This window comes from Aliivibrio sp. S3MY1, from assembly GCF_028765575.1.
In the GTDB taxonomy this organism is placed as follows: domain Bacteria; phylum Pseudomonadota; class Gammaproteobacteria; order Enterobacterales; family Vibrionaceae; genus Aliivibrio.
In genome coordinates this window covers 202,740-226,235 of sequence record NZ_JARACO010000003.1, presented here as the reverse complement: position 1 = coordinate 226,235, position 23,496 = coordinate 202,740, and the positions used below count along the sequence as shown (strand labels likewise).

At 38.4% G+C, this 23,496-nt stretch carries 18 protein-coding genes; 7 read left to right on the top strand and 11 right to left on the bottom strand.

Going from position 1 to position 23,496, the window contains the following annotated elements; all coding sequences use genetic code 11:
- Positions 1–158: 158 nt before the first annotated feature.
- Positions 159–2,789 carry a DNA topoisomerase (ATP-hydrolyzing) subunit A gene (gyrA, locus tag PVK62_RS03795; protein WP_274444927.1) on the bottom strand — a complete coding sequence of 877 codons (2,631 nt, stop codon included), beginning with the start codon at positions 2,787–2,789 and terminating at the stop codon, positions 159–161.
- 322 nt (positions 2,790–3,111) lie between these two features.
- Here gyrA and ubiG point away from each other — a divergent pair, with 322 nt between their 5' ends.
- The 5 genes from ubiG (at position 3,112) to yfaE (ending at position 10,494) form a co-directional block, all read left to right on the top strand.
- Entirely contained in the window at positions 3,112–3,816 is a 705-nt protein-coding gene (gene ubiG, locus PVK62_RS03790) for a bifunctional 2-polyprenyl-6-hydroxyphenol methylase/3-demethylubiquinol 3-O-methyltransferase UbiG (protein WP_274444925.1), read from the top strand.
- A gap of 486 nt (positions 3,817–4,302) precedes the next feature.
- Positions 4,303–6,579 carry a class 1a ribonucleoside-diphosphate reductase subunit alpha gene (gene nrdA, locus PVK62_RS03785; protein ID WP_274444923.1) on the top strand — a complete coding sequence of 759 codons (2,277 nt, stop codon included), beginning with the start codon at positions 4,303–4,305 and terminating at the stop codon, positions 6,577–6,579.
- Between the two features lie 163 nt (positions 6,580–6,742).
- A complete protein-coding gene (nrdB, locus tag PVK62_RS03780; protein ID WP_274444922.1) occupies positions 6,743–7,876 on the top strand; it encodes a class Ia ribonucleoside-diphosphate reductase subunit beta in 1,134 nt (377 codons plus the stop codon).
- A gap of 179 nt (positions 7,877–8,055) precedes the next feature.
- Entirely contained in the window at positions 8,056–10,128 is a 2,073-nt protein-coding gene (locus tag PVK62_RS03775) for a GGDEF domain-containing protein (protein WP_274444921.1), read from the top strand.
- Positions 10,129–10,215: 87 nt separating this feature from the next.
- On the top strand, positions 10,216–10,494 hold the full coding sequence (gene yfaE, locus PVK62_RS03770; protein WP_274444920.1) for a class I ribonucleotide reductase maintenance protein YfaE: 279 nt from the start codon (positions 10,216–10,218) through the stop codon (positions 10,492–10,494).
- Positions 10,495–10,548: 54 nt separating this feature from the next.
- Here yfaE and PVK62_RS03765 read toward each other — a convergent pair whose 3' ends face one another.
- Positions 10,549–11,784, bottom strand: a complete 1,236-nt coding sequence (locus tag PVK62_RS03765) for a CinA family nicotinamide mononucleotide deamidase-related protein (protein ID WP_274444919.1) — start codon at positions 11,782–11,784, stop codon at positions 10,549–10,551.
- A gap of 239 nt (positions 11,785–12,023) precedes the next feature.
- Here PVK62_RS03765 and PVK62_RS03760 point away from each other — a divergent pair, with 239 nt between their 5' ends.
- Positions 12,024–13,196 carry an aromatic amino acid transport family protein gene (locus PVK62_RS03760; protein ID WP_274444917.1) on the top strand — a complete coding sequence of 391 codons (1,173 nt, stop codon included), beginning with the start codon at positions 12,024–12,026 and terminating at the stop codon, positions 13,194–13,196.
- A gap of 180 nt (positions 13,197–13,376) precedes the next feature.
- Positions 13,377–14,291 carry a DUF3943 domain-containing protein gene (locus PVK62_RS03755; RefSeq protein ID WP_274444916.1) on the top strand — a complete coding sequence of 305 codons (915 nt, stop codon included), beginning with the start codon at positions 13,377–13,379 and terminating at the stop codon, positions 14,289–14,291.
- 162 nt (positions 14,292–14,453) lie between these two features.
- On the opposite strand, the gene PVK62_RS03750 is transcribed toward PVK62_RS03755, so the two are convergent.
- The 9 genes from PVK62_RS03750 to PVK62_RS03710 all read right to left on the bottom strand — a co-directional run bounded on the left by PVK62_RS03750 (position 14,454) and on the right by PVK62_RS03710 (position 23,411).
- Positions 14,454–14,840: a hypothetical protein gene (locus tag PVK62_RS03750; RefSeq protein WP_274444914.1), complete on the bottom strand. Its 387-nt coding sequence runs from the start codon at positions 14,838–14,840 to the stop codon at positions 14,454–14,456.
- A 203-nt stretch (positions 14,841–15,043) separates the two neighbouring features.
- On the bottom strand, positions 15,044–15,697 hold the full coding sequence (locus PVK62_RS03745) for an MBL fold metallo-hydrolase (protein WP_274444913.1): 654 nt from the start codon (positions 15,695–15,697) through the stop codon (positions 15,044–15,046).
- 77 nt (positions 15,698–15,774) lie between these two features.
- Positions 15,775–16,896, bottom strand: a complete 1,122-nt coding sequence (locus PVK62_RS03740) for a DUF1513 domain-containing protein (protein WP_274444912.1) — start codon at positions 16,894–16,896, stop codon at positions 15,775–15,777.
- Complete coding sequence (locus PVK62_RS03735; protein WP_274444910.1) at positions 16,886–17,905, bottom strand: imelysin family protein; 1,020 nt, start codon at positions 17,903–17,905, stop codon at positions 16,886–16,888. The genes PVK62_RS03740 and PVK62_RS03735 overlap by 11 nt, the downstream gene beginning before the upstream one ends.
- Before the next feature lie 10 nt (positions 17,906–17,915).
- A complete protein-coding gene (locus tag PVK62_RS03730; protein ID WP_274444909.1) occupies positions 17,916–19,316 on the bottom strand; it encodes a di-heme oxidoreductase family protein in 1,401 nt (466 codons plus the stop codon).
- Positions 19,317–19,438: 122 nt separating this feature from the next.
- Positions 19,439–20,692: an imelysin family protein gene (locus tag PVK62_RS03725; protein ID WP_274444908.1), complete on the bottom strand. Its 1,254-nt coding sequence runs from the start codon at positions 20,690–20,692 to the stop codon at positions 19,439–19,441.
- Positions 20,693–20,917: 225 nt separating this feature from the next.
- Positions 20,918–21,517 carry a GTP cyclohydrolase II gene (locus PVK62_RS03720; RefSeq protein ID WP_274444906.1) on the bottom strand — a complete coding sequence of 200 codons (600 nt, stop codon included), beginning with the start codon at positions 21,515–21,517 and terminating at the stop codon, positions 20,918–20,920.
- Positions 21,518–21,676: 159 nt separating this feature from the next.
- Positions 21,677–22,822 (bottom strand): L-threonine dehydrogenase, encoded by a 1,146-nt coding sequence (gene yiaY, locus PVK62_RS03715; RefSeq protein WP_274444555.1) that lies wholly within the window; start codon positions 22,820–22,822, stop codon positions 21,677–21,679.
- Between the two features lie 238 nt (positions 22,823–23,060).
- Positions 23,061–23,411 carry a hypothetical protein gene (locus PVK62_RS03710; RefSeq protein ID WP_274444556.1) on the bottom strand — a complete coding sequence of 117 codons (351 nt, stop codon included), beginning with the start codon at positions 23,409–23,411 and terminating at the stop codon, positions 23,061–23,063.
- Positions 23,412–23,496 lie beyond the last annotated feature (85 nt).

The following is a 23,496-nucleotide window of genomic DNA, read 5'->3' as shown; positions in this document are numbered from 1 at the left end:
GCAAGCTTTTATACAAAACAATCTTTATTTGACATTTGTTAATAGATAAATATCAATACGAGATGATAAGAATAATCTACTATTCTAAAAAATAAAATAATTACCCAAAAAAAAGCCCGCTTTAATAAGCGGGCTTTTATTTAAGACTAAGTTACTACTTATTCTTCAATGTTTTTAGCATCTGATTCATCAGTTTGAGGTGCTTCAGTTGCTTCAGTATTTTCTGTCGCTTCTGCTACTTCACCGTCAAGGACTTCAAGATCTTCTGGCTCATCAATGCGTTGCAAACCAACTACATTTTCATCTTCAGCAGTACGGATCAGAGTAACACCCTGGGTATTACGACCCACTTGGCTAACTTCCGAAACACGAGTACGAACTAATGTACCTGCATCCGTGATCATCATGAACTCATCACCATCTTCAGTCTGCACTGCACCGACTACACTGCCGTTACGATCAGAAACCTTGATAGATACAACACCCTGTGTTGCACGGCTCTTCGTTGGGTATTCAGACAGTTTAGTACGTTTACCGTAGCCATTTTCTGTCACTGTTAAAATGTCACCTTCATTTGAAGGAACAATTAACGAAACAACCTGATCTTCACCAGTCAGCTTCATACCACGAACACCCGAAGCAGTACGGCCCATTCCACGAACATGTTCTTCGCTGAAACGAACGACTTTACCTGCTTTAGAGAACAACATGATTTCATTTGAACCATCAGTGATATCAACACCGATCAATGAATCATCTTCACGTAGATTAACCGCAATCAAGCCGTTCGCACGAACTTTAGCAAATTGGTCCAGTGATGTTTTCTTAACCGTACCATCACCTGTAGCCATGAAGATAAACTTATCTTCAGAGTATTCAGACACTGGTAGAATTGCGGTAATACGCTCACCTTCTTCTAGAGGAAGAATGTTAACGATAGGCTTACCACGAGCAGTACGACTAGCTTGAGGAAGTTGGAATACTTTCAAGCTGTATGCTTTACCACGTGTAGAGAAGCAAAGGATATTATCATGAGTATTAGCAACAAGTAGACGCTCGATATAATCGGTGTCCTTCATCTTAGTTGCACTCTTACCTTTACCACCACGACGTTGAGCTTCGTAGTCACCTAAAATTTGGTATTTAACATAACCTTCACGAGAAAGCGTTACTACTACGTCTTCTTGTGTGATTAAGTCTTCCATGTCGATATCGTGAATTGCAGCACCAATTTCAGTGCGACGCTCATCACCATAAGTATCACGAACGGCTACTAATTCGTCACGGATAACTTCCATTAGACGCTCAGTACTTGCAAGGATATGCATTAGCTCTGCGATTTCGTCTAATAACGCTTTGTATTCATCTAGAATTTTTTCATGCTCTAAACCAGTTAAACGGTGAAGACGTAATTCTAGAATAGCTTGAGCTTGTTGTTCCGTTAAGAAGTATTTACCTTCACGAATACCAAACTCTGGCTCTAACCAATCAGGACGAGCGGCATCTGTACCTGCACGCTCTAGCATGTCAGCTACGTTACCAAGATCCCAACCACGAGCGATAAGACCTTGTTTTGCATCAGCAGGAGTCGGCGCATTTTTGATTAGCTCAATGATTTCATCAATGTTTGCTAATGCTAGTGCTAAACCTTCAAGGATATGAGCACGATCACGCGCTTTGCGTAATTCAAAAATAGTTCGACGAGTTACCACTTCACGACGGTGATCAACAAAACACTTCAACATTTCTTTTAAGTTGAACAGTTTTGGTTGGCCGTTATCTAGTGCAACCATGTTTACGCCGAATGTCGTTTGAAGCTGAGTTAGTGAGTACAGGTTATTAAGAACCACCTCACCTACAGCATCACGCTTACATTCGATAACAATACGCATACCATCTTTATCAGATTCGTCACGCAGTGCTGAAATGCCTTCTACTTTCTTATCTTTAACAAGCTCTGCAATTTTTTCAATCACACGAGCCTTGTTTACTTGATAAGGGATCTCAGTAACAATAATGGTTTCTTTGCCATTCTTGTCAGCTTCGATGTTTGCTTTAGAACGCATGTAAACTTTACCACGACCTGTTTTATATGCATCAACGATGCCTTTACGACCGCTGATTAATGCAGCAGTCGGAAAGTCAGGACCTGGAATGTAGTTTATCAGCTCATCGATAGTGATGTCTTCATTCTCGATGAATGCTAAGCAACCATTAACCACTTCAGTTAAGTTATGAGGTGGAATGTTTGTTGCCATACCAACAGCGATACCTGATGAACCATTAACTAATAAGTTAGGTACACGAGTAGGTAATACCGCAGGGATTTGTTCTGTACCATCATAGTTAGGAACGTAATCTACGGTTTCTTTGTCTAAATCTGCCAACAATTCGTGAGCAATTTTCGACATACGAACTTCGGTATAACGCATCGCCGCTGCTGAATCCCCATCGATAGAACCAAAGTTACCTTGGCCATCAACAAGCATATAGCGTAGTGAGAACGGCTGCGCCATACGTACTATCGTGTCGTATACAGCACTATCACCGTGTGGATGATACTTACCAATTACGTCGCCGACTACACGGGCAGATTTTTTATATGGTTTATTCCAATCATTACCCAATACATCCATCGCAAATAAAACACGGCGGTGTACAGGTTTTAGACCATCACGCACATCTGGAAGAGCACGACCAACGATTACTGACATCGCATAGTCTAGGTATGAACCTCGAAGCTCATCTTCAATATTTACGGGCGTGATCCCTTTAGCAAGATCGCTCATAGAGCCAATATCCCTCAATTAGTTCTGTCGTATCAATATCAATTACTTTATCAATCATACTATCTATAAAGATAAAGTAATTGATACTGATAAACGTGCAAGATTGCAAAATATAGCACATAACTCTTCAATTTCGCATCGTTTTAATTCGCAAAATAACTCTTAAGCTTAAGAATCCTACGAAATAAGGAGCAAGTCACATACCAGATCATCATATTCTTGAAAAACATAACAAATGCGACTAAAAAATCACCACTTTTAACTCTCTCTTTCTGTTTTTTTTCTGTATATAATAGAGGAAGATTAAAAAGGAATATGAACTATGACTCAACCGTTAAATGTCGATCCGGCAGAAATCAAAAAGTTTGAAGATATGGCGTCTCGTTGGTGGGATTTTGAAGGTGAATTTAAACCATTACATCAAATCAATCCATTACGCCTTAATTATGTCTTAGATAATGCCAATGGTTTATTTGGTAAAAAAGTATTAGACGTTGGCTGTGGAGGGGGCATTTTAGCTGAGAGCATGGCAAATCAAGGCGCTGATGTTGTTGGTTTGGATATGGGAAAAGAACCTTTAACGGTTGCTCGTTTACATGCTTTGGAAACAGGAACAACATTAGAGTACATTCAATCAACGGCAGAACAACACGCTGAAGAAAATCCAGAAACATACGATGTCGTGACTTGCATGGAAATGCTTGAACATGTCCCTGATCCACTTTCTGTTATTCGTTCATGTGCAAAAATGGTTAAACCTGGCGGGCACGTATTTTTCTCAACACTAAATCGTAATATTAAATCGTATTTGTTTGCTATTGTTGGTGCAGAGCAATTGCTAAAGCTCGTGCCAAAAGGGACACATGACCATAATAAATTCATTCGTCCCTCTGAATTATTAAAGATGCTAGATCAAACCGCGTTGCAAGAACAAGGCATTACTGGCTTACATTACAACCCGTTAACAGATGTTTATTCATTGGGCAAAAATGTTGATGTTAACTATATCGTTCACACAACTTTATAAATTCAATTGTTCATCTACCATACTTATTACTCTTTATCTGTATTCTTCATACAAATAAAGAGTGATTTTTTTTAATTTTTCTTTTGGTCACGAAACCTACATTACTGTAAAAATTAGAACAACAAATCAGCAATTTTTTTTGATTCTTAGAGATCCACCGAAACCACAAAAATCAAGAAAAATATTTTTTTTACTGCCTACTTATCAACCATTATGAAATACGTTATTTCTGATGTCTTGGTATAGCTAATCTCACTCGGTTAGTAGCTACTTACTGTTTTTTTTAATTCATAGGTTATCCACAGGGCTTGCTTAATTTCAGACTTGATCACTGCTCATTTTATCATTATCTTGTAGCCAATTATTTATTAAGCCCTATATATAGTGTTTAGTTACAAATTCAACACTATGCGCTTGATCACAAATTAATAACGAAAATTACAAATATTACATCTTTCGTTCCTCATCCTAAGGAAAAGTAGACAAATGACTCATCAGCTTACCGTTACGAAGCGAAATGGCACCACAGAAAAGATCAATTTAGACAAGATCCATAAAGTGATCACCTGGGCTGCAGAAGGTCTAGATAACGTTTCAGTATCACAAGTTGAAATGAAGTCTCATATCCAATTCTATGAGGGTATGAAGACCTCTGATATTCATGAGACTATCATCAAAGCAGCTGCCGATCTTATCTCAGAAGAAACACCAGATTACCAATATCTTGCAGCTCGCTTGTCTGTTTTCCACCTTCGTAAGAAAGCGTATGGCCAATTTGAACCGCCAACACTGTTTACCCACGTTAATAACCTCATCGAATTAGGTAAATACGATAAGCATATAGTAGAAGACTACACCGAAGCAGAATTCAACTTGATGGATCAAATGATCAATCATGATCGTGATATGGATTTCTCTTACGCTGCTGTGAAACAACTTGAAGGTAAATACTTCGTTCAGAACCGTGTAACGGGCGCGATCTACGAAAGTGCACAATTCCTTTATATCTTAGTTGCAGCGTGTTTATTTGCTAAATACCCAAAAGATACGCGTCTTGATTACATTCAACGTTTCTATGATGCAACATCACGATTCAAGATTTCGCTACCTACACCAATCATGTCTGGTGTACGTACTCCTACTCGTCAGTTTAGCTCTTGTGTACTAATTGAATGTGATGATAGCTTAGACTCTATCAATGCAACTGCAGGTTCGATTGTACGTTACGTATCTCAACGTGCTGGTATTGGGATTAATGCTGGTCGTATTCGTGCTCTTGGCTCTGAGATCCGTGATGGTGAAGCTTTCCATACTGGTTGTATCCCATTCTACAAATACTTCCAAACCGCAGTAAAATGTTGTTCTCAAGGTGGTGTTCGTGGTGGTGCAGCGACATTGTTCTACCCTATCTGGCACCGTGAAGTAGAATCTCTATTAGTTCTTAAAAATAACCGCGGTGTAGAAGAGAACCGTGTTCGTCATATGGATTACGGCGTACAAATCAATAAACTAATGTACACTCGCCTAATTAAAGGTGGTCACATTAGCTTATTCTCACCATCTGATGTTCCTGGTCTATACGATGCATTCTTTGCTGATCAAGTAGAATTTGAACGTCTATACGATATCTACGAGCAAGATACATCAATCAAGCGTGAAACCATAAAAGCGATTGAACTGTTCTCTTTGCTGATGCAAGAACGCGCATCTACAGGTCGTATCTACATTCAAAACGTCGATCACTGTAATACACACAGTCCATTCGACCCAAGTGTAGCTCCTATTCGTCAGTCTAACTTATGTTTAGAAATTGCTTTGCCAACGAAACCACTAACACACGTTAATGATGAAGAAGGTGAGATTGCACTTTGTACTCTGTCTGCATTTAACTTAGGTGCGATTGAGAAGCTAGAAGAACTTGAAGAATTAGCGGAACTTGCAGTACGCGCTCTTGATGCGCTACTTGATTATCAAGACTACCCTCTTCCAGCAGCATACAAGTCAACAATGAATCGTCGTACGTTAGGTGTGGGTGTTATCAATTATGCTTACTACCTTGCAAAAAATGGCGTTAAATACTCTGATGGCAGTGCAAACGGTTTAACACATAAAACGTTTGAAGCTATCCAGTTCTATCTTCTAAAAGCCTCTGTTGGTTTAGCCAAAGAGCAAGGCGCTTGTCCTGCATTTAATGAAACAACCTACGCGCAAGGTATCTTACCAATCGATTCTTATAAAAAAGATATTGATAACGTATGCAGTGAGCAATTGCACTTAGATTGGGAAACACTGCGTGAAGAGATCAAGACACATGGTCTACGTAACTCAACACTGTCTGCATTAATGCCTTCAGAGACCTCTTCTCAAATCTCTAATGCAACTAATGGTATTGAGCCTCCACGTGGATTCGTATCAGTTAAAGCATCTAAAGATGGTATCTTGAAGCAAGTTGTTCCTGATTATGTAAATTTAAAAGATAACTATGAGTTACTTTGGAACATTGGTTCAAATGATGGTTACCTACAACTTGTAGGTATTATGCAGAAGTTTGTTGACCAAGCTATCTCTGCAAATACCAACTATGATCCTAACATTCAGCCAAACGGCAAAGTACCAATGAAGCTGTTACTTAAAGATCTACTGACTGCTTATAAACTAGGTCTAAAAACGCTGTACTACCATAACACTCGTGATGGCGCTAGTGACTCACAAGGTGATCTTGTACAAGATGACGATTGTGCTGGTGGCGGTTGTAAGATCTAACGTTTCACTTTAAAATTAAGCCCGCTTTATGGCGGGCTTATTTTATTTTAAGTCTTTTTACTTTATGTGATACTAATAAATACTTCATTAAGTGTTTATTAGTATCACTTTTCATAAGAATAAAGCCCTTCTCTTCTTTCGGCTTGATAATATTGAGGTTTCCATGGCGTACAGTACTTTTCGACAAGAAAAAAATGATCAATTGAAAGAACCTATGTTTTTAGGTAATTCGGTAAATGTTGCTCGTTATGACCAGCAAAAATTTCAGATCTTTGAAAAACTTATCGAAAAGCAACTTTCGTTCTTTTGGCGTCCAGAAGAAGTAGATGTATCAGGTGACCGTATTGATTACAATAATTTACCTGAGCATGAACAACATATCTTCATTAGTAATTTAAAATATCAAACACTTTTAGATTCAATTCAAGGACGCAGCCCAAACGTTGCTTTATTGCCTTTAGTTTCTATTCCTGAGTTAGAAACATGGATTGAAACATGGTCTTTCTCTGAAACGATCCACTCACGTTCATACACCCATATTGTTCGCAATATTGTTAATGATCCTTCAGTAATTTTTGATGACATTGTTGAAAATGAAGAAATTCTAAAGCGTGCGAAAGACATTGCGCACTATTATGATAACTTGATCCAAGCAACAAATGATTACCATCGTTTAGGTGAAGGTACGCATACCATTAACAATGAAGAAGTTATCGTTTCAAAACGTGAACTAAAGAAAAAACTTTACCTTTGTTTGATGTCTGTAAATGCACTAGAAGCGATTCGTTTCTATGTTAGCTTTGCGTGTTCTTTCGCATTTGCAGAGCGTAAATTAATGGAAGGCAATGCAAAAATCATCAAACTGATCGCTCGTGATGAAGCGCTTCATTTAACCAGTACTCAGCATATGGTAAACCTACTTCGTACAGGCCAAGATGACCCAGAGTTTGTTGAAATTGCGGCGGAATGTGAGCAAGAGTGCTTTGATTTATTTAAAGCCGCCGCAGAGCAAGAGAAAGAGTGGGCAAACTACTTATTTAAAGATGGCTCAATGATTGGTCTAAATAAAGACATTCTTTGCCAATACGTAGAATACATTACTAATTTACGTATGAAAGCAGTTGGTCTTAACAGTGCTTATGAAGGTGCAACACAAAACCCTATTCCATGGATTAACTCTTGGTTGAGCTCTGACAATGTTCAGGTGGCTCCACAAGAAACTGAAATCAGTTCATACCTTGTTGGACAAATTGATAATGACATGGATGACGATGATTTAGGTGATTTTGAGCTTTAAACCTCACAACTACGCATAAATATAAACAGCCGAGTATTTTTACTTGGCTTTTTTATAGCCAAAATTCGACCTAATGCACGATTTTTACAAAAAAAATCCCATTAATGAGACTTTGCTTCATATAAAAAGCCATTTATGACATAATTACTTGAAATAAAATAAAATTAAAAAAATAAATTATGGCTAAAGAATCATGGAACAACTACTTATTAGAACACATTCGTCAGTTACCAATGGCGACATCCAAAGAGCACGTTCAATATCAACTGAACACTATCACTGTTGAAACATTAAAACAGAAACAAGTTATCGCACCACACTTTGAGCATATATTCCATGCTTACCTTCTGTCTCGTTCAGGAAGGCTCATTGAATCTATTAGCTTATTTTTTGATGCTATCACTTTTGCTCAACAAGCTAAGCAAGATTTTTTGACCTGTTTTTGCCATTACAATATCGGTACGCTTTATGGCATGCTCGGTAACTATTTCTATGCACATAAATTTTTAGCTAAAGCCGAACGATCAGAGCAATTTTGTGATGATTACATCACGGGTATCATTAAAAACAACATTGGTGATATCTTTAGTCAGATTGGTAACTTTAATGAAGCCCTTGCCTACTTAAATGAGGCAACAGCCCTACTTACTGAGCACGGCCCTAAATATTCATCCGCTCTATCACTGTTTAATATTGCTGATATCAAGGCCAAACAATTTTTATTTTCTGAAGCCCAAGAGATACTCGATTCTTTATATTCTGATATTCAATCAGAGCCAAAATTTCTGGGATTTTATTATAAAATAAAGGCTGAAATATCTAATGGTATAGGGGAAATAGAGCAAGCTGAACACTTTCATCTTCTTTCAATTGAAAATATGCAAGCCTGCCAGTACGACTATTACATTTCAGAAATGATTTTAGAGTATTGCCATTTTCTTACTAGCTATCATCGCTATGATAAATTAGATACTTATATTGAAAAAGGGCTATCTATTGCAAAAACCATTGAAAGCGACAAACTAATTGACGGTTTCAATGATATTATTTTGCTGCGTATTAAAGATATTGATGACCCAGAGTATAGAGAAAAGCATTATCAAACATTAACCTCATCATTACTTAATTCTAGAAGAGAACTACTTAAAAGAGAAAGTGATTATCTTCAGCAATTGTATCGCTTAAATGTCGCAAAATTAGAGTTAAGTACAATGAAATCTCTTTCTGACAACTTAGCTGTAATCAATAAAATTGGTCAATACATTAATAACTGTTCTGATATACAGGATGTTTTACCAACAATACAGCAAGAGCTTTCTATTCTATTTCAAATAGATATATTAGCATTAGGTTTTTTTGATAAAGAGAAAGATCAGATAGCCATTGATTATTACAACATTGATACCCCAAAGAAAAACTCTTATATTTCTGATTGTAGAAGTGAGAGTTCCTATATGAGTTATTGCATCAAAAACGACTCTTCGTTTTACTATAATCATATGAACAGTGAACAAAAAGTAGCAATGTTAGGCGATAACTGTGATAAACAGATTCACTTTAAATCAATCATGTTTTCACCTATAACCATAAATAATGAAATTAAAGCCTGTTTTACTGTCCAAGCCAAAAAAAGTTATCAGTATCAAGCTTTTCATTTTGAGCTATTTACTCAACTAATAAGCTACATGTCTATTGCTCTTGAAAATCAATACAATCGACAACAGCTAGTATTACTGTCACAAACAGATCACTTGACTCAATTGTGGAACCGTAGCTCTCTTGACTCCAGATTTAATCAACTAAAAACTCAGTTAACGCCAAAGTACACAGGGATCATGTTAGATATCGATCACTATAAAGAATACAACGATACCTATGGGCACATTGCTGGGGATAAGGTTTTAATTAAGATAAGTAATTTAATCAAAGATCACTTTCACGGATTAAATACTCAAGTGTATCGATATGGTGGAGATGAATTTTTTATTCTAATCTCAACAATAGAGCAAGATAAAGTGGTTAAGAAATTGACGTCATTACTCTATCAGATCAAAGCATTGTTAATACCACATGAGACATCGACCTGCTCTAATTACGTATCAGTCTCTGTTGGGCTATGCTATGCCACTGATTATTTCAATGCGCTAACTCTCAACCAATTAATTGAACAAGCTGATAAAGCATTATATAGCGCAAAAAAAAGCGGCCGTAATTGTTACATTGAGCATAATAAAATAGACGCTTTAACCTAATATCCCTACCATTTATCTCTCTATTATTGATATTGGTTGTGGTATTCTTTCGCCTACATTTTATCTAAGCAATCCTTGGTTAGCTATATGACAAAGATACACATCAATAGTATTGTGACATTAAACAATCAAAAAAATAGATCTCTACTAGAGGTCATGGAAGATCAAGGAATGCAAGTTGAGTCTCATTGTCGCAATGGTGACTGTGGTACTTGCCGTTGTACGCTAGTCTCAGGAGAAGTGACTTATCAGTCATTTCCGCTGGCCTTTTTAGCGCCAAACGAAATTTTACCTTGTGTATGCAAAGCAAAGACAGACCTAGTTCTTGAGGGAGTGAACTTCCAGCTTGCCGCTAAAAAGGCTTAAAGCGATCCCTGATGGGATGGGATCGCTTCTCTTTTATTGACTAAAATATTTTATTTATTGTAAAGCACTCTGCGGAACATAAATCTCAGACTCTCGATTGATCGATTGATACTGACCAAACATCGGCTTCTTCTCTAAACAACGACGTAACATATCCAGCATTAATGTTGATAAAATAGAACGCATTTCATTATAACTGTAATTACGCTTTAAACTAACCAACTGCCCCCACTCGCCGTAAGGTGTCGATAATGCGACAGCAACTTTACCTTGAATCACTGGGCCTGAAGATAAACCAATCGCGGTTTTAGTTCTCTCACGAGTTGCCGCAGCCAAAGCCAGCGCAGCCGCAAGAGGATCTTGTCCTGCCATTTGCTGATCGACCAGAGAAGAGAGGATCCAACCTTGCTTCATATTCATTCTTATCTGTTCATCTTCTTGTAACCAATTCGTTAGCCAACCACCTGTTGCTTGCTCTGCTACGGTAATATTTAACGAAAACTCACTCAACAATGCCCCTACATTTGGTAGCATTGATTCATCAACGCTAACCACATTATCACCAAGCAAATGATAAATTCTTTCTAAAATAGGAAAGCGAGCATCATGATTTGCAGGGCCAAATAATTTTACTTCGATAAAAGGAAGAGATGAGCGATAACCAATTTCAAAGCCATGAGGTAAACGAACCTGCTGTAATGTGTCCTGAATACCTGATTCTGATAAACCAAAAGTAAACAAGCGACTGCATTCAGATGCTTCAACCATAGGATGCCATTGCTTCATTCTAGGCAAAATTTGGTGCTCTACCATCACTTTAAACTCAGACGGTACACCTGGTGTGAATATCACTATTGATTTGTTAACCTCAATAAAAAAACCACAAGCAGTCCCTACTGGGTTATCAATCAATTGCGCCCCTTCAGGCAGCATTGCTTGCTTAATATTACTTCGTGGCATCTCTTTACCTTGGTTAAGGTACTGAGCTTGCATTCTGTCTAACCAATATTGGGACATCACTAATGGCGTATTTAATACCCTTGCTGCTGCTTCACTAGAAATATCATCCGACGTAGGACCCAATCCACCATTTACAATAACAACGGATGCATTCTTAATTTGATGCTGTATTTCAGCAACTAATACATCAATGTTGTCACCAACAGTTGAACGGTTAGATAACTTAAAACCATGTTGATAAAATTGTTGAGATAACCATGCTGCATTAGTATCGACAATATCACCATGTAAGACCTCTTCACCTGTGCTAATCATTGCTACTTGCAACATGCACTTTTCCTCTTTGATATTTCTATAATTGCACCTAATTTATCACATTAATCAATTTAAAAAACCTATCTTGTTTTAATTATAGATAATCTTCCCTCCTAGCCTTGCTGTAAATAATTAATTACAACAAGTGTATTTTAAATTGTACAAATGTATTGAGTTAAATTTCAATTGCGGGTACATTCTTATCATAGGAATAAGACTCAGTTTTAATTGATTCAGCATAAGAAGTGATATAAATGAAGACAAAAGTACTAGGAAGCGCTCTAATTATCGCAGGAACCACTATTGGCGCGGGTATGTTAGCCCTACCTCTTGTTTCTGCAAGTCTAGGTTTCTTTACAGCAAGTCTATTAATGGTCGGTATTTGGGCGATAATGAGCTACACGAGCTTATTAATGCTAGAGGTTCACCAGTATGGACACCGTAGCGCAACACTGCACAGTCTTGCATTTCAATTTTTAGGGAAGAATGGACAACGAATTGCTACTTTTTCAATGTTATTTCTTTTTTATGCATTATGTGCCGCTTACATCGCCGGCGGAAGTGAGCAATTTCATGAAAAAATCAACCTAATTGCTCCTTTCGAACTATCAAAAACAATCTCTACTATTTTGTTCACCGTAATCGTAGCTATAATTATTACATTAGGAACAAAAACGGTTGATGTGATTAACCGAGGGTTATTCATTTTAAAATTAATCATGCTAGTGGCTATTCTGTTTTTCTTAACGCCAAACATTACTGGTGAATACTTAATGTCACTTCCTGTGCATCAAGGCGTATTTATTACTGCTCTTCCTGTGATTTTCACCTCTTTTGGTTTTCATGGCAGTATTCCGGCCATTGTTAATTACCTTGAATTAGACATAAAGAAGATAAAAGTCAGTTTACTGGTTGGTTCTTCACTTCCTTTAGTTATCTACTTATTTTGGCAAGGTATTACTTTAGGTCAATTATCTCAATCTGAATTTGAACAAATTAATGGCCTAAACCAATTTATTACCACCATCCAGCAATCTATTGACCATCAATTTATACAGATGGCCTTATCACTGTTTGCCGATTTAGCACTGCTAACTTCTTTTATTGGCGTTAGTTTAGGCTTATTTGAATTTCTGCGTGATTCATCAAAGCAATGGCAAAGATCATCCATTGTGACGGCTTTATTAACTTACACACCACCATTGATGTTTGCTTTATTTTACCCACAAGGCTTTATTACCGCATTAGGTTACGCAGCAATAGCCCTGGTGATATTAGCTCTATTCTTACCGGTTGCTCTCGTTGTTTCAGCGCGAAGAACACATAAAGAGCCTGAATACACCGTTATTGGTGGTATCCCTGCTTTAGTTATTGTTTTAAGCTTTGGATTAATAATTATAGGCAGTCAATTGTTCAGTTCTTTATAGCTGGTAACACATCATAATAAATGAACTAAACACATATACTATAAGCACCTGTATTTAAGGCCTATTTACTCATGAAGATGAAGAGTAAATAGGCCTTTTTTACTTTTATGTTTTGCATTTTTTAATTAATAGTAGATAATTGTGATCTAGCTCAGTATTTGATTTAATTAAGGACTTTCCGTGAAAAAACAAGCAATAGTCAGTTTGCTTTTAGGGTGTGCCGCTTCAACGCAAGCCTATGCTCTAGATATCAATAGCGCCTATGAGATGGATTACCAACACGACTGTTCAACAAGCATTTACTCTAGCTACTGTTCAAATGATTCTTTTACTATTTCGCCAATGCGATTAGATGGTGGTACACCATCAAAAGTTGCCGAAGCCGATACTTATGCAGAAAGCACCCAGTTACCGCATTATTTACGTGTCTCTAACGAGCGTGATTGGGATTACCTTATGGAGCAATCTTACACCATCCTTGGGTTAAGTGTTGCGACAGTAGGATTAATGACATTTTTACCAGAAAGCATTACAAAATGGGATTCTGAAGACTCAAGTCTTAAAGGTCTTGGTAATAAATGGAAAGATAACGTGAGTGCAGGTCCAGTTTGGGATAAAGATGAACATTTCTTAAACTACATTATGCACCCATATTTTGGTGGTGTTTACTATACTGCTGCTCGTCATGCTGGATTCAATGAATTCGAATCTTTCCTATACTCAACAACGATGTCTACTTTCTTCTGGGAATATGGTGTAGAAGCCTTTGCAGAAGTGCCTTCTATTCAAGATCTATTCGTAACTCCTTTCTTCGGTGCTGTGGTTGGTGAATTGATGTTACAACAAGAATTACGTATTACTGATAATGGTGGCGAGGTCATGGGATCAGATACACTAGGTAGCGTGAGTTTGTTCTTCTTAAACCCTGTTGGGCATATTCATTACTGGGTAACGGATGCATGGGGTGGCGACACTGAAGTTAAGCTCGCTTACAACGCTTGGTTTAGTAATGGTGATGCTGCACAATTCGCTTATGATGCTGGTATGCCATATACAGACCAATTTGTTGGTCTTGAAGTTAAATTGAAGTTCTAATACCTATTCCAATAATAAGTAGTTACTTTAATAATAAGCTGAATAAACAATAAAAAAGGACACCACACGGTGTCCTTTTTTTATGGCCGAATTTAAGACACAAAAAAACCGAGAATACCTCGGCCTTTTTGTGTCTTAAAATAAGCTAAACTAACGTATTGATTACGCTGCTTTATAGCTTACTTTATTACCAGCAAGTTGTTCACGTACAACTAGGTTTTCTTCAACTAGCTTTTTCAAACCACCTGTTGCCCATGCTGCCGCTTTTGCTTCTTCTTGACCTGCTGCAAGGCCAATATCTTTTGAATTGATACCTTCAGGGTTCTGGCAAACAATATCAAATACAGTCTGTTGCTTTGGCGTTAGAGCGATATCTGTCGCTACTGCCACTGCTTTAGGGGCTGCTGCAACTACTGCTTCCACTTTCTTCTCAACTGATTTAGCTACTTTTGCAGGCTTAGCTGCTTTTTTCACTTCAGTTTTTGGTGCGGTTGCTTTAATGCGTTTATGCAGCTTAGACTGTACTTTGCGTTTGTGAGCAATTTTCATGAAACTTAAACTCCGTTGCGCTATCTCTATTTTAAAACGATAAGTGCTCAAAAATGGTAGCGGAAAAAAGATGTCAATTCCTAAAGTGAAACTCAAATAGTTGTATTGGAATTGGCGAAGCGCGTTTTATACCAAAAAACGCGCAATATTTATAGAGAGGATGACACTGTATGGCGAAAAGTACCGCACTTTTACCAATTTTCTTACCAAAGTGGCATTTTATCCGCGACAAATGGGTTGGTTTTGCGTTCATAGCCAAATGTTGATTCAGGACCGTGACCCGGAACAAATTTCATATCATTACCTAATGGCCACAGTTTTGTTTTAATTGAAGCAATCAGTGTTTCGTAATCACCTCGTGGGAAATCTGAGCGACCAATAGCGCCTTTAAACAAAACATCACCAACAAATGCCATTTTAGCTTCTTGATTAAATAACACGACATGTCCTGGTGTATGACCTGGTGTATGTAATACATTTAATGCTTGATTACCAAATTCAATAACATCACCTTCATTCAACCATGTCGTCGGTTCAAATGCGTCAGTGTGTGGAAAACCAAACCTTTGGCTTTGATTCGGAAGCGCCTGTAACCAGAATTCATCTTCTTTTTGTGGACCAGTAATAGGAGCATTAGTGATGGTCGCTAATTCTTGAGTACCACCTACATGATCCAAATGACCATGAGTTAATACCAAATTGACAACGTCAACATTCAACGTATCAATGGCTTGCTTTAATAGTTCGGCATCACCACCTGGATCAATAACAACCCCTTTCATGGTTTCGTCACACCATACAATTGAACAGTTTTGCTCGTAAGAAGTCACTGGAATAATTTGATATTGTAAACTCATGGTTTTCTCTTCCTAAAATAATTACGCTAAGAATACCACGGCTATTATTTAAGGGGAATTCTGATGTTTCTTAGGGATCAAACACGAATATGAGCAAATGGGATCTGACTCCAATGGTTGTCCCACATAACATTGGTTTGCAGACTTGTCACCTCACCGTTTTCTGTTCTATGAATCACCCTACCAGTACCTGAGCTAATATGCCATTGTGGCAAACCATGATAATGATTATTAGCCACCACTCCAGAGGCATCGGATAAATACGTGATCTCAACTAATTGGTTGGTCTTTAGGTTCCAGACCCCATAACAGTTACCTCTCGGTGACGTTGCTACAACGTGATCCCCAAGAACAGCAATACTGGCAATATAATGATTAAAACGCAGCCATTCTTCAGGCTCTGCGTTTAATGGTATCAAGGGACCACCGCGTCGATGTACGGCGACCAGTGGCGCGCCATCTTCTGGCTCCCCACGATATTGCTGTCCACATAATACTCGTCCATCATGGGTTAACGATAAATGACGAATACTCAATTTATGATCAGACAAACTAACCGATTCGAATACTTCTCCCGTTTCTGTAGATAAGTAAACTAATGCAGGTTTCATGGTGCCTAAATTAACAGGTACTCTGCCTTTAGTATGAACCCCTCCAACCCCAATCGCTAAAGTTGTGTCATCAACACGAATCACCTCATGTGGGCCAATACCAAACCCTGAGAACTCTTTTATTTTTATTAATTGAGTTCCTTGCAATTGATAAACACCAATGACTCCTTGGCTAGTCTCTTTCTCTCCCTCAGTCGTATAAAGTGTTAAGCCATCTGAAGAGAACACCCCATGGCCATAAAAGTATCGAGTAGGCATTGAGGGTGTAATGGAATAGCTCACACCAGTTTTTATATTAAACAGTTGCATGTAATTACCCGGACGACGCGCAAAGGCAACCGCCAACTCACCATTAGGCGTAATCGCAACACCATGCCCTCTTTCTGGTAAAGGAATAGAATGGATTGGATAACCTTCACTGTCAGCCACCACTGCGCCAAAACGACCATTGGCCGTTCGGGAGCAAGAGATTAAAGCCGCTTTTTTATCGAAATTCGAGACCGACGAGCACGCTGTTAGCCAAGGTGATAATGCGACCGCCCCAAAACTGCCTTTCAATAGTTTTCGTCTTTGATTATTAATCGCCATCGGTTGCATTAAACCCTATAACAATGTCCAATTCGATAGCCACTTCTTCATGGATCAGATATTTCAAATATTCTAATTTATTGTACAAAGCCAAGGTATTTTGATAACCAGATTTGGTCTGTAACTCCGCAAATAGTGACGACGATTCAGGCCATGTCTCTAGCGTAGAGTTAAAATGGTCTTCTATTCTTTCAGCTAAGTCTGAATGACCTTGCTGTTGTAAATAATGGTCAAGCCCAACCCCATTTGCCAAATACAGATCACGCATAGCCATGACATTATATTTAAGCCAAATTAGAGACGTTTCTGAGCGCCACGATTCAGAAAAATAAGGTCGAGGTTGTCCTATGTTTGCTAACGGTCGACTGAGTTTTTTCATACTGTAATCAAGTTGATTGGCAAGCAATGCAATGTATTCATTTAACCACATGGTTTCATCTAACTGTGACCATGGATTTATCTGCCATGCTTGAGCCATTTTTTTCGTATTAAGCGCTAAATTTTCAGTAATAGCTTGACCTAATTGACAGGACTCTTCTGCTGGTAACGTCGATTCAGGATCAAATAATAGCCACTCCACCGCACCTAAACCTTGGGTCGTCACACTCTGTTGTTGGATCAACTCACTATTCCACCTTTGATCTTTTTTCAACAGTTGAGACATTTTACGCCCAGTGGTGTTTTTCTTATCAGGCCAAAACTGAATATTCCAATTTAAACTCAGTGCAGCTTCTGGCCCTCTCTCTTGTCCTTGCAGCGCCATCCACGATTGCATGGTCTGTTGCCACTGCATAACCACCGTTTCTTTTGCAGTTTGATTCGTACAATACCCTTCAAAACTCTCAGCCAATCGTTGGCTAGATCCAACTAAACGTTGGGCTGATTGTTGTTCAATATAATAAACATGCTCAATCATATTAGTGGCGTTAGGAACTTGATTAGCCTCATTAGTACTTTGGCAGGCAGTCAGTAACACCGTGCTGCTTAACAATAGATAGATACTTTTCATTACTTACACCTTATAACGAATCTAAAAATGCTAATAACGCATGACGATCTTGTGTCGATAATTGAACGACTTTATCACGGGCTTGCTGCGCTTCACCGCCGTGCCACAATATTGCTTCTAGTGCATTTCGAGCTCTACCATCATGTAGCATCTCAGTATGACCATTCACTTCTTGTGTGTAACCAAGCCCCCATAGCGGTGGTGTTCGCCACTCTTGACCATTAGCTAAAAACTCGGGTCTATTATCAGCAAGCCCCTCTCCCATATCATGAAGCAACATATCCGTATAAGGATGAATTAACTGATTAGATAACGCTGGTCTGCCTTCAATTTTTGCCGTCTTGATATTCGTTTTATGACAACTTTCACAGCCGATATCTTTAAATAATTGCTGACCTTTAATGACTTGGGGATCTTGAATATTTCGACGAATAGGCACGGCTAAATGTTGTGAATAGAATTCAACAAAATTTAAGATCTTGTCACTCACTTCTGGAGTTCCGCCATGAGGCAGTTTTTCACAAATAGTTTGCGCTTGAGTACAATCATCTTTAGGGAACATATTACTGGTTAAGCCTAAATCACCATTAAACGCCGCGGCATTCTGCTGCATTAATGTTGGTTGTCCAGCTTTCCAGCCAAAGCGCCCTAATGCTAACTCTTGAGCCTTAGCATCCCATACTTGATTAGCTTTACCTGAAATCCCTTTGTTCTCTTGTTTCTGTTGCTCAGCAAAACCTAAAATCGTTGATTCAGGGATCGATTCTAATAACCCTAAACCAATCATTGGCGGCGCAATGCGTGCAGACATCAATACATTATCTGCCATATCTCCATACGCTAATTCTATGATTGATAAATTAGGTTTACGTAATGTGACAACATAACCATCAGCCAAAGTGATAGAATGCGCAGTATAAGTGATGTTAATTTGCCCTTCTGGTTCAATTCCAGGTAAAGCAAAATCTTGCAACTGACCACCATAAATAGGCTCAGGGATCACCCCCTCTAAAATGACACGCCTTTTTTGCTCAGGGGTTAATGCCGGAATACTTAATCGCACCAACATAGAGACAGAATTTGTATCACCTTCTCTTGGTACATGACCTCGGCCATCTTTAATATGACAACCCTGACAACCATTGGTATTAAATAGAGGTCCTAGACCATCTCTCGCATCAGTAGACGCTGGAGCTTGTACCCAAGGGTTACGAAAAAAACTGTTACCGACACTAAAATCTAACCGCTTACTCATAGGTAGATTCGCTGCGGGTAAAGAAAATGCGTTTTGGCCCTCCTTCTTCACACTCGTTTTACCACCAGATGCGATATCCATAGAAGTGTTATTTGAAGAAGCAGAGAAAGAAAGAGTTGAAAGTAAAGCGATTGCTCCAAGCATTGCGGGTTTCATGATATCGAACATCCTGATCATCATTAAAAAACAAAAGAGCTCAACCACTACATCGAGAGAAGTGGTCGAGCTAATACCTATTTTTTAGGTTGGTATAATAGTACTACTGCTTTTTCTTAGAATTAAAATTCGTGATCCGCGGTATCAGGGTTTAAGCTTGAAATACCAATCACATTTGCTGCGCGCTCAATGGATGCTGTTTGCAATACTAGTGACATGATTGATTTATTTACCAATGCATTGCCCGCTGCATTATCTGATGCAATCAACTGATCGAAATGTTGGTTATCTTTTTCAGCCGCTGACACTAACGTCCCAACTTGAGTGCGCGTTGCATCAAATTGTTGTTTAATTTCTTTGGCTGCTTTTTTATCTGTTTTAGCAACAAGATCATGAATACTTGGACCAGATAATAGAGAGCCATCAGCACGCGTATAAGTACCTGTGTAAACGTTATAGATACCTTGCTCATTATAATAATGAGAGTTGTGCGTGTTATCAGAGAAACAGTCGTGCTCATCTTCGGTAGAGTTAGCTTCTAATGCTACTTTCATACGCTCACCAGCCAGTTCACCTAGCGATAACGACCCCATACCAAATAACATTTTTCGTAGGCCTTGTGTTGATGACTCTGATAACAGCTCAGCGCGGTAGTTTTTCTCACCTTCTTTCCACTGCTTTTCCATCCAAGATAAATCTTTAATTAACAACTCAGACGCTGATTTTAAATACTCAGCACGACGCTCACAGTTTCCATTAGTACATGCTGAGCCAATAACATAATCGGTATATGGACGTTCACCTGCTCCTGCATTTGTACCGTTTAGATCTTGGCCCCATAAAAGAAACTCAATCGCATGATAACCTGTCGCTACGTTTGCCTCTGAACCACCAAGCTCATTAAGATCAGCCAATTTATCCGCTTCAATGCTTTTCACATCCAGTGTTTCTGCACCAATTTTGATTGAGGTAGAAGCAACGATATTTGCTTTAGCACCATCATTACCTAATTCATATTGGTAATCATCAGCCACATAATCAATTAAGCCTTCATCTAATGGCCATGCGTTTAATTGCCCTTCCCAATCATCTACAACGGCATTACCGAAACGAAACACTTCTGATTGTTGGTAAGGAACTCGCGCGGCTTTCCATGCTGTTTTAACCGTTTGTAAGCCTTTCTCAGATGGGTTATTCAAAAAAGTGTGAATGGCTTGATCAAGTTGCTGAGCTGTCGTTAGTGAATCACTGTATACCGCGTGTGCAATATCAGCATAATGCTCTACCACATTCGCTTCTATGGCTGCATAAGAAAAAGTGGGTAATACAAAAAGTGATGCGGTAATGATATTTCGAGCAAATTTGACGTGGTTCATAAATCGTCCTTGTTGAGCAAATGAATAGACTATGTAAACCATTAATTGAAATCTGTAAGAATTCATTAATGATAATAATTTTTATTTGCGTAATATACCCAAACCAAATAGGAATGCAAATATTTATCATTTAGATTAACAAATTTGTTTGCAGCGATAAAAAAAGCCCCATCAAGTGATGAGGCTTTTCATTATAATTTTGCAGGTAATTTGCTAGATAATGGGTTATTTATCTAAATCAAGGTTATGCCCATGGGCTGCCTTGGCTTTCAAGTAATGCTCATTGCCTTGTTTAATATGTGCGTGCGTATTAACCACGGCCTCAAGTTCGATGCCATAGTTTTGAATGTCTTCAATTTTCTTCGGATTATTAGTGACTAATTTAATCTTAGAAAGTCCTAGCGCTTCAAGCATTTGAGCTGCTTCTTTAAAATCACGTAAGTCATCACCAAAACCTAAGTGGTTATTCGCCTCATAGGTGTTCATTCCTTGGCTTTGAAGCTCATAAGCATCTAACTTGTTATATAAACCAATACCACGTCCCTCTTGGCGAAGATATAAAATGATACCACCACTTTCAGACATACGATTAATGGTTTCTTCTAGCTGCTCACCGCAATCACAACGTGATGAGTGAAATACGTCCCCAGTTAGACATTCTGAATGCATGCGAACCAGAGGTGATGTTTGATTCTTATCTGCATGATTAAAAATAACAGCGACATGTTCTTTTTCAGTCTCTAAGCCTTCAAATGAAAGCATTTCTGCAGGGATATTACTTTTTTGCCCTACTTTTAACTCTATGCGAGCTCTTACGTTTGCCATGCTGATTTACTGCCTTTTTCAATGAGAAGATCAGATCTTCTACGATTTAATCAGATAAAAAGATCATAAGCATACCTAGCAAATATGCAAGAATCAAAAAAAAGGCCTAACAAATGTTAGACCTTTACATACTTAATTAATGCTTTTATAAATAAGCGATTACATAGCGGCTTTAAAAATACTTACAATCTCTTCATGTGTCGCTTGTTTCGGGTTAGTAAAACCACACGCATCTTTCAGTGCATTTTCAGCCAATGTATCAAAATCTTCTTCTTTTGCGTTTAACTCAGTAAGACCAGAAGGAATACCAACATCTTGTGATAATTGCTTAATCGCTTCTAGTGCAGCTTGAGCGCCTTCTTCATTTGTCATTCCTTCAACATTTACGCCCATTGCTTTTGCGACATCTTTTAGACGCTCAGGACATACTTTCGCGTTGTAGCTTTGTACATGAGGAAGAAGGATCGCATTACATACTCCGTGTGGAAGGTCGTAAAAACCACCCAATTGATGCGCCATTGCATGAACATAACCTAGAGATGCATTGTTAAATGCCATACCCGCCATGAATTGTGCATACGCCATTTGTTCACGCGCTTCTAGGTTTTGGCCATCCTCGACTGCAGTTCGTAAATGCGCTTGAATTAATTCCATCGCTTTAATCGCTACCGCATCAGTTACAGGTGTTGCAGCAATAGAGACATACGCTTCAATCGCGTGTGTTAATGCATCCATACCTGTTGCTGCTGTTAATGAGGCCGGTTTTGCAAGCATTAACTCTGGGTCATTTACCGACATCAATGGCGTAGTGTGCTTATCAACGATAGCCATTTTAATGTGACGAGCTTCATCCGTAATGATACAAAAACGAGTCATTTCAGATGCCGTGCCTGCTGTTGTATTAATAGCAACAAGTGGCATTTGCGGTTTAGGCGATTGATCTACACCTTCATAGTCACCAATTTCACCGCCATTAGCAGCAACTAAAGCGATACCTTTCGCACAATCATGCGGAGAGCCTCCACCTAAAGATATAACTAAGTCACACTGATTTTCTTGTAGGATTTTAAGGCCTGCTTTTACATTACCAATGGTTGGATTGGGTTGGGTTCCATCAAACACTGCAACTTCTACACCGCGCTCGGCTAATAAATCAGAAACTTGCTTAACCATACCAATCGCAACTAATACATTATCAGTTACGATTAACGCTTTTTGGTAACCTTGAGATTTGATGCTATCCATTGACTCAGCAAGACAACCAGCACCCATTAAATTTACGCTAGGGATAAAAAATGCACTCATAACCAACTCCAATATTATTGATATAATTTTTAAGAACTGATTATGTTGTAACATTGATGGTGTTAAAAATTTTTTGATCTAAGACAATTTTTGTAATACGTAACTATACGTTACAGTAAAAACGAGACTTTGATCATGCTTTATAGGTAGGTAAATAGCTAAAAGAGGATAATAGGTTAATTAATTGATAAAAAAGCCAATAAAAATAATTATTGGCTCTAAAAAGTATGATCTAACTCTAAGAACGCTTTGGCTGCTGGTACGTTTTACCTGCGGCTTGGTAGGTTTCTTTTTGCTTGATGTCGAACATTGCGTAGAAGAACCAAGCAACGAATTTAATCACATCATCACCTTCGTTCATGATCCACTCTGCAAGCTCTTGTGCTTCGCCATTTTCGTCTTCATCATTAAATACATGATAAATACGTTGCTCACCTTCTACTTCCGCAAGACGGAATTGACCCGCTAGCGATTGTGCCGCTTCAACGATGTCTTGGTCTTCGCATGCTTTTAATGCTTCTAGCACTTGAGGAAGATTTTCTTTTTGGCATAGTTCTTTAACTAGTGTTTCAAATTCATTCTGTTGCATTTTAATTTAACTCTTTTAGTCAACATGTCATCTAGATAGCGCAATTTTAGCAGTAATTAAAATTTATTCGACAGGAATTCGTTTT

What these genes read in the sequence shown, in the direction of transcription:
- PVK62_RS03725 (WP_274444908.1), bottom strand. Translation starts at nt 20,692, where the DNA reads ATGAACCACGTCAAATTTGCTCGAAATATCATTACCGCATCACTTTTT.
- PVK62_RS03740 (WP_274444912.1), bottom strand. Translation starts at nt 16,896, where the DNA reads ATGGCGATTAATAATCAAAGACGAAAACTATTGAAAGGCAGTTTTGGG.
- yiaY (WP_274444555.1), bottom strand. Translation starts at nt 22,822, where the DNA reads ATGAGTGCATTTTTTATCCCTAGCGTAAATTTAATGGGTGCTGGTTGT.
- PVK62_RS03745 (WP_274444913.1), bottom strand. Translation starts at nt 15,697, where the DNA reads ATGAGTTTACAATATCAAATTATTCCAGTGACTTCTTACGAGCAAAAC.
- PVK62_RS03710 (WP_274444556.1), bottom strand. Translation starts at nt 23,411, where the DNA reads ATGCAACAGAATGAATTTGAAACACTAGTTAAAGAACTATGCCAAAAA.
- ubiG (WP_274444925.1), top strand. Translation starts at nt 3,112, where the DNA reads ATGACTCAACCGTTAAATGTCGATCCGGCAGAAATCAAAAAGTTTGAA.
- gyrA (WP_274444927.1), bottom strand. Translation starts at nt 2,789, where the DNA reads ATGAGCGATCTTGCTAAAGGGATCACGCCCGTAAATATTGAAGATGAG.
- nrdB (WP_274444922.1), top strand. Translation starts at nt 6,743, where the DNA reads ATGGCGTACAGTACTTTTCGACAAGAAAAAAATGATCAATTGAAAGAA.
- PVK62_RS03775 (WP_274444921.1), top strand. Translation starts at nt 8,056, where the DNA reads ATGGCTAAAGAATCATGGAACAACTACTTATTAGAACACATTCGTCAG.
- PVK62_RS03760 (WP_274444917.1), top strand. Translation starts at nt 12,024, where the DNA reads ATGAAGACAAAAGTACTAGGAAGCGCTCTAATTATCGCAGGAACCACT.
- PVK62_RS03735 (WP_274444910.1), bottom strand. Translation starts at nt 17,905, where the DNA reads ATGAAAAGTATCTATCTATTGTTAAGCAGCACGGTGTTACTGACTGCC.
- PVK62_RS03750 (WP_274444914.1), bottom strand. Translation starts at nt 14,840, where the DNA reads ATGAAAATTGCTCACAAACGCAAAGTACAGTCTAAGCTGCATAAACGC.
- yfaE (WP_274444920.1), top strand. Translation starts at nt 10,216, where the DNA reads ATGACAAAGATACACATCAATAGTATTGTGACATTAAACAATCAAAAA.
- PVK62_RS03730 (WP_274444909.1), bottom strand. Translation starts at nt 19,316, where the DNA reads ATGAAACCCGCAATGCTTGGAGCAATCGCTTTACTTTCAACTCTTTCT.
- nrdA (WP_274444923.1), top strand. Translation starts at nt 4,303, where the DNA reads ATGACTCATCAGCTTACCGTTACGAAGCGAAATGGCACCACAGAAAAG.
- PVK62_RS03720 (WP_274444906.1), bottom strand. Translation starts at nt 21,517, where the DNA reads ATGGCAAACGTAAGAGCTCGCATAGAGTTAAAAGTAGGGCAAAAAAGT.
- PVK62_RS03765 (WP_274444919.1), bottom strand. Translation starts at nt 11,784, where the DNA reads ATGTTGCAAGTAGCAATGATTAGCACAGGTGAAGAGGTCTTACATGGT.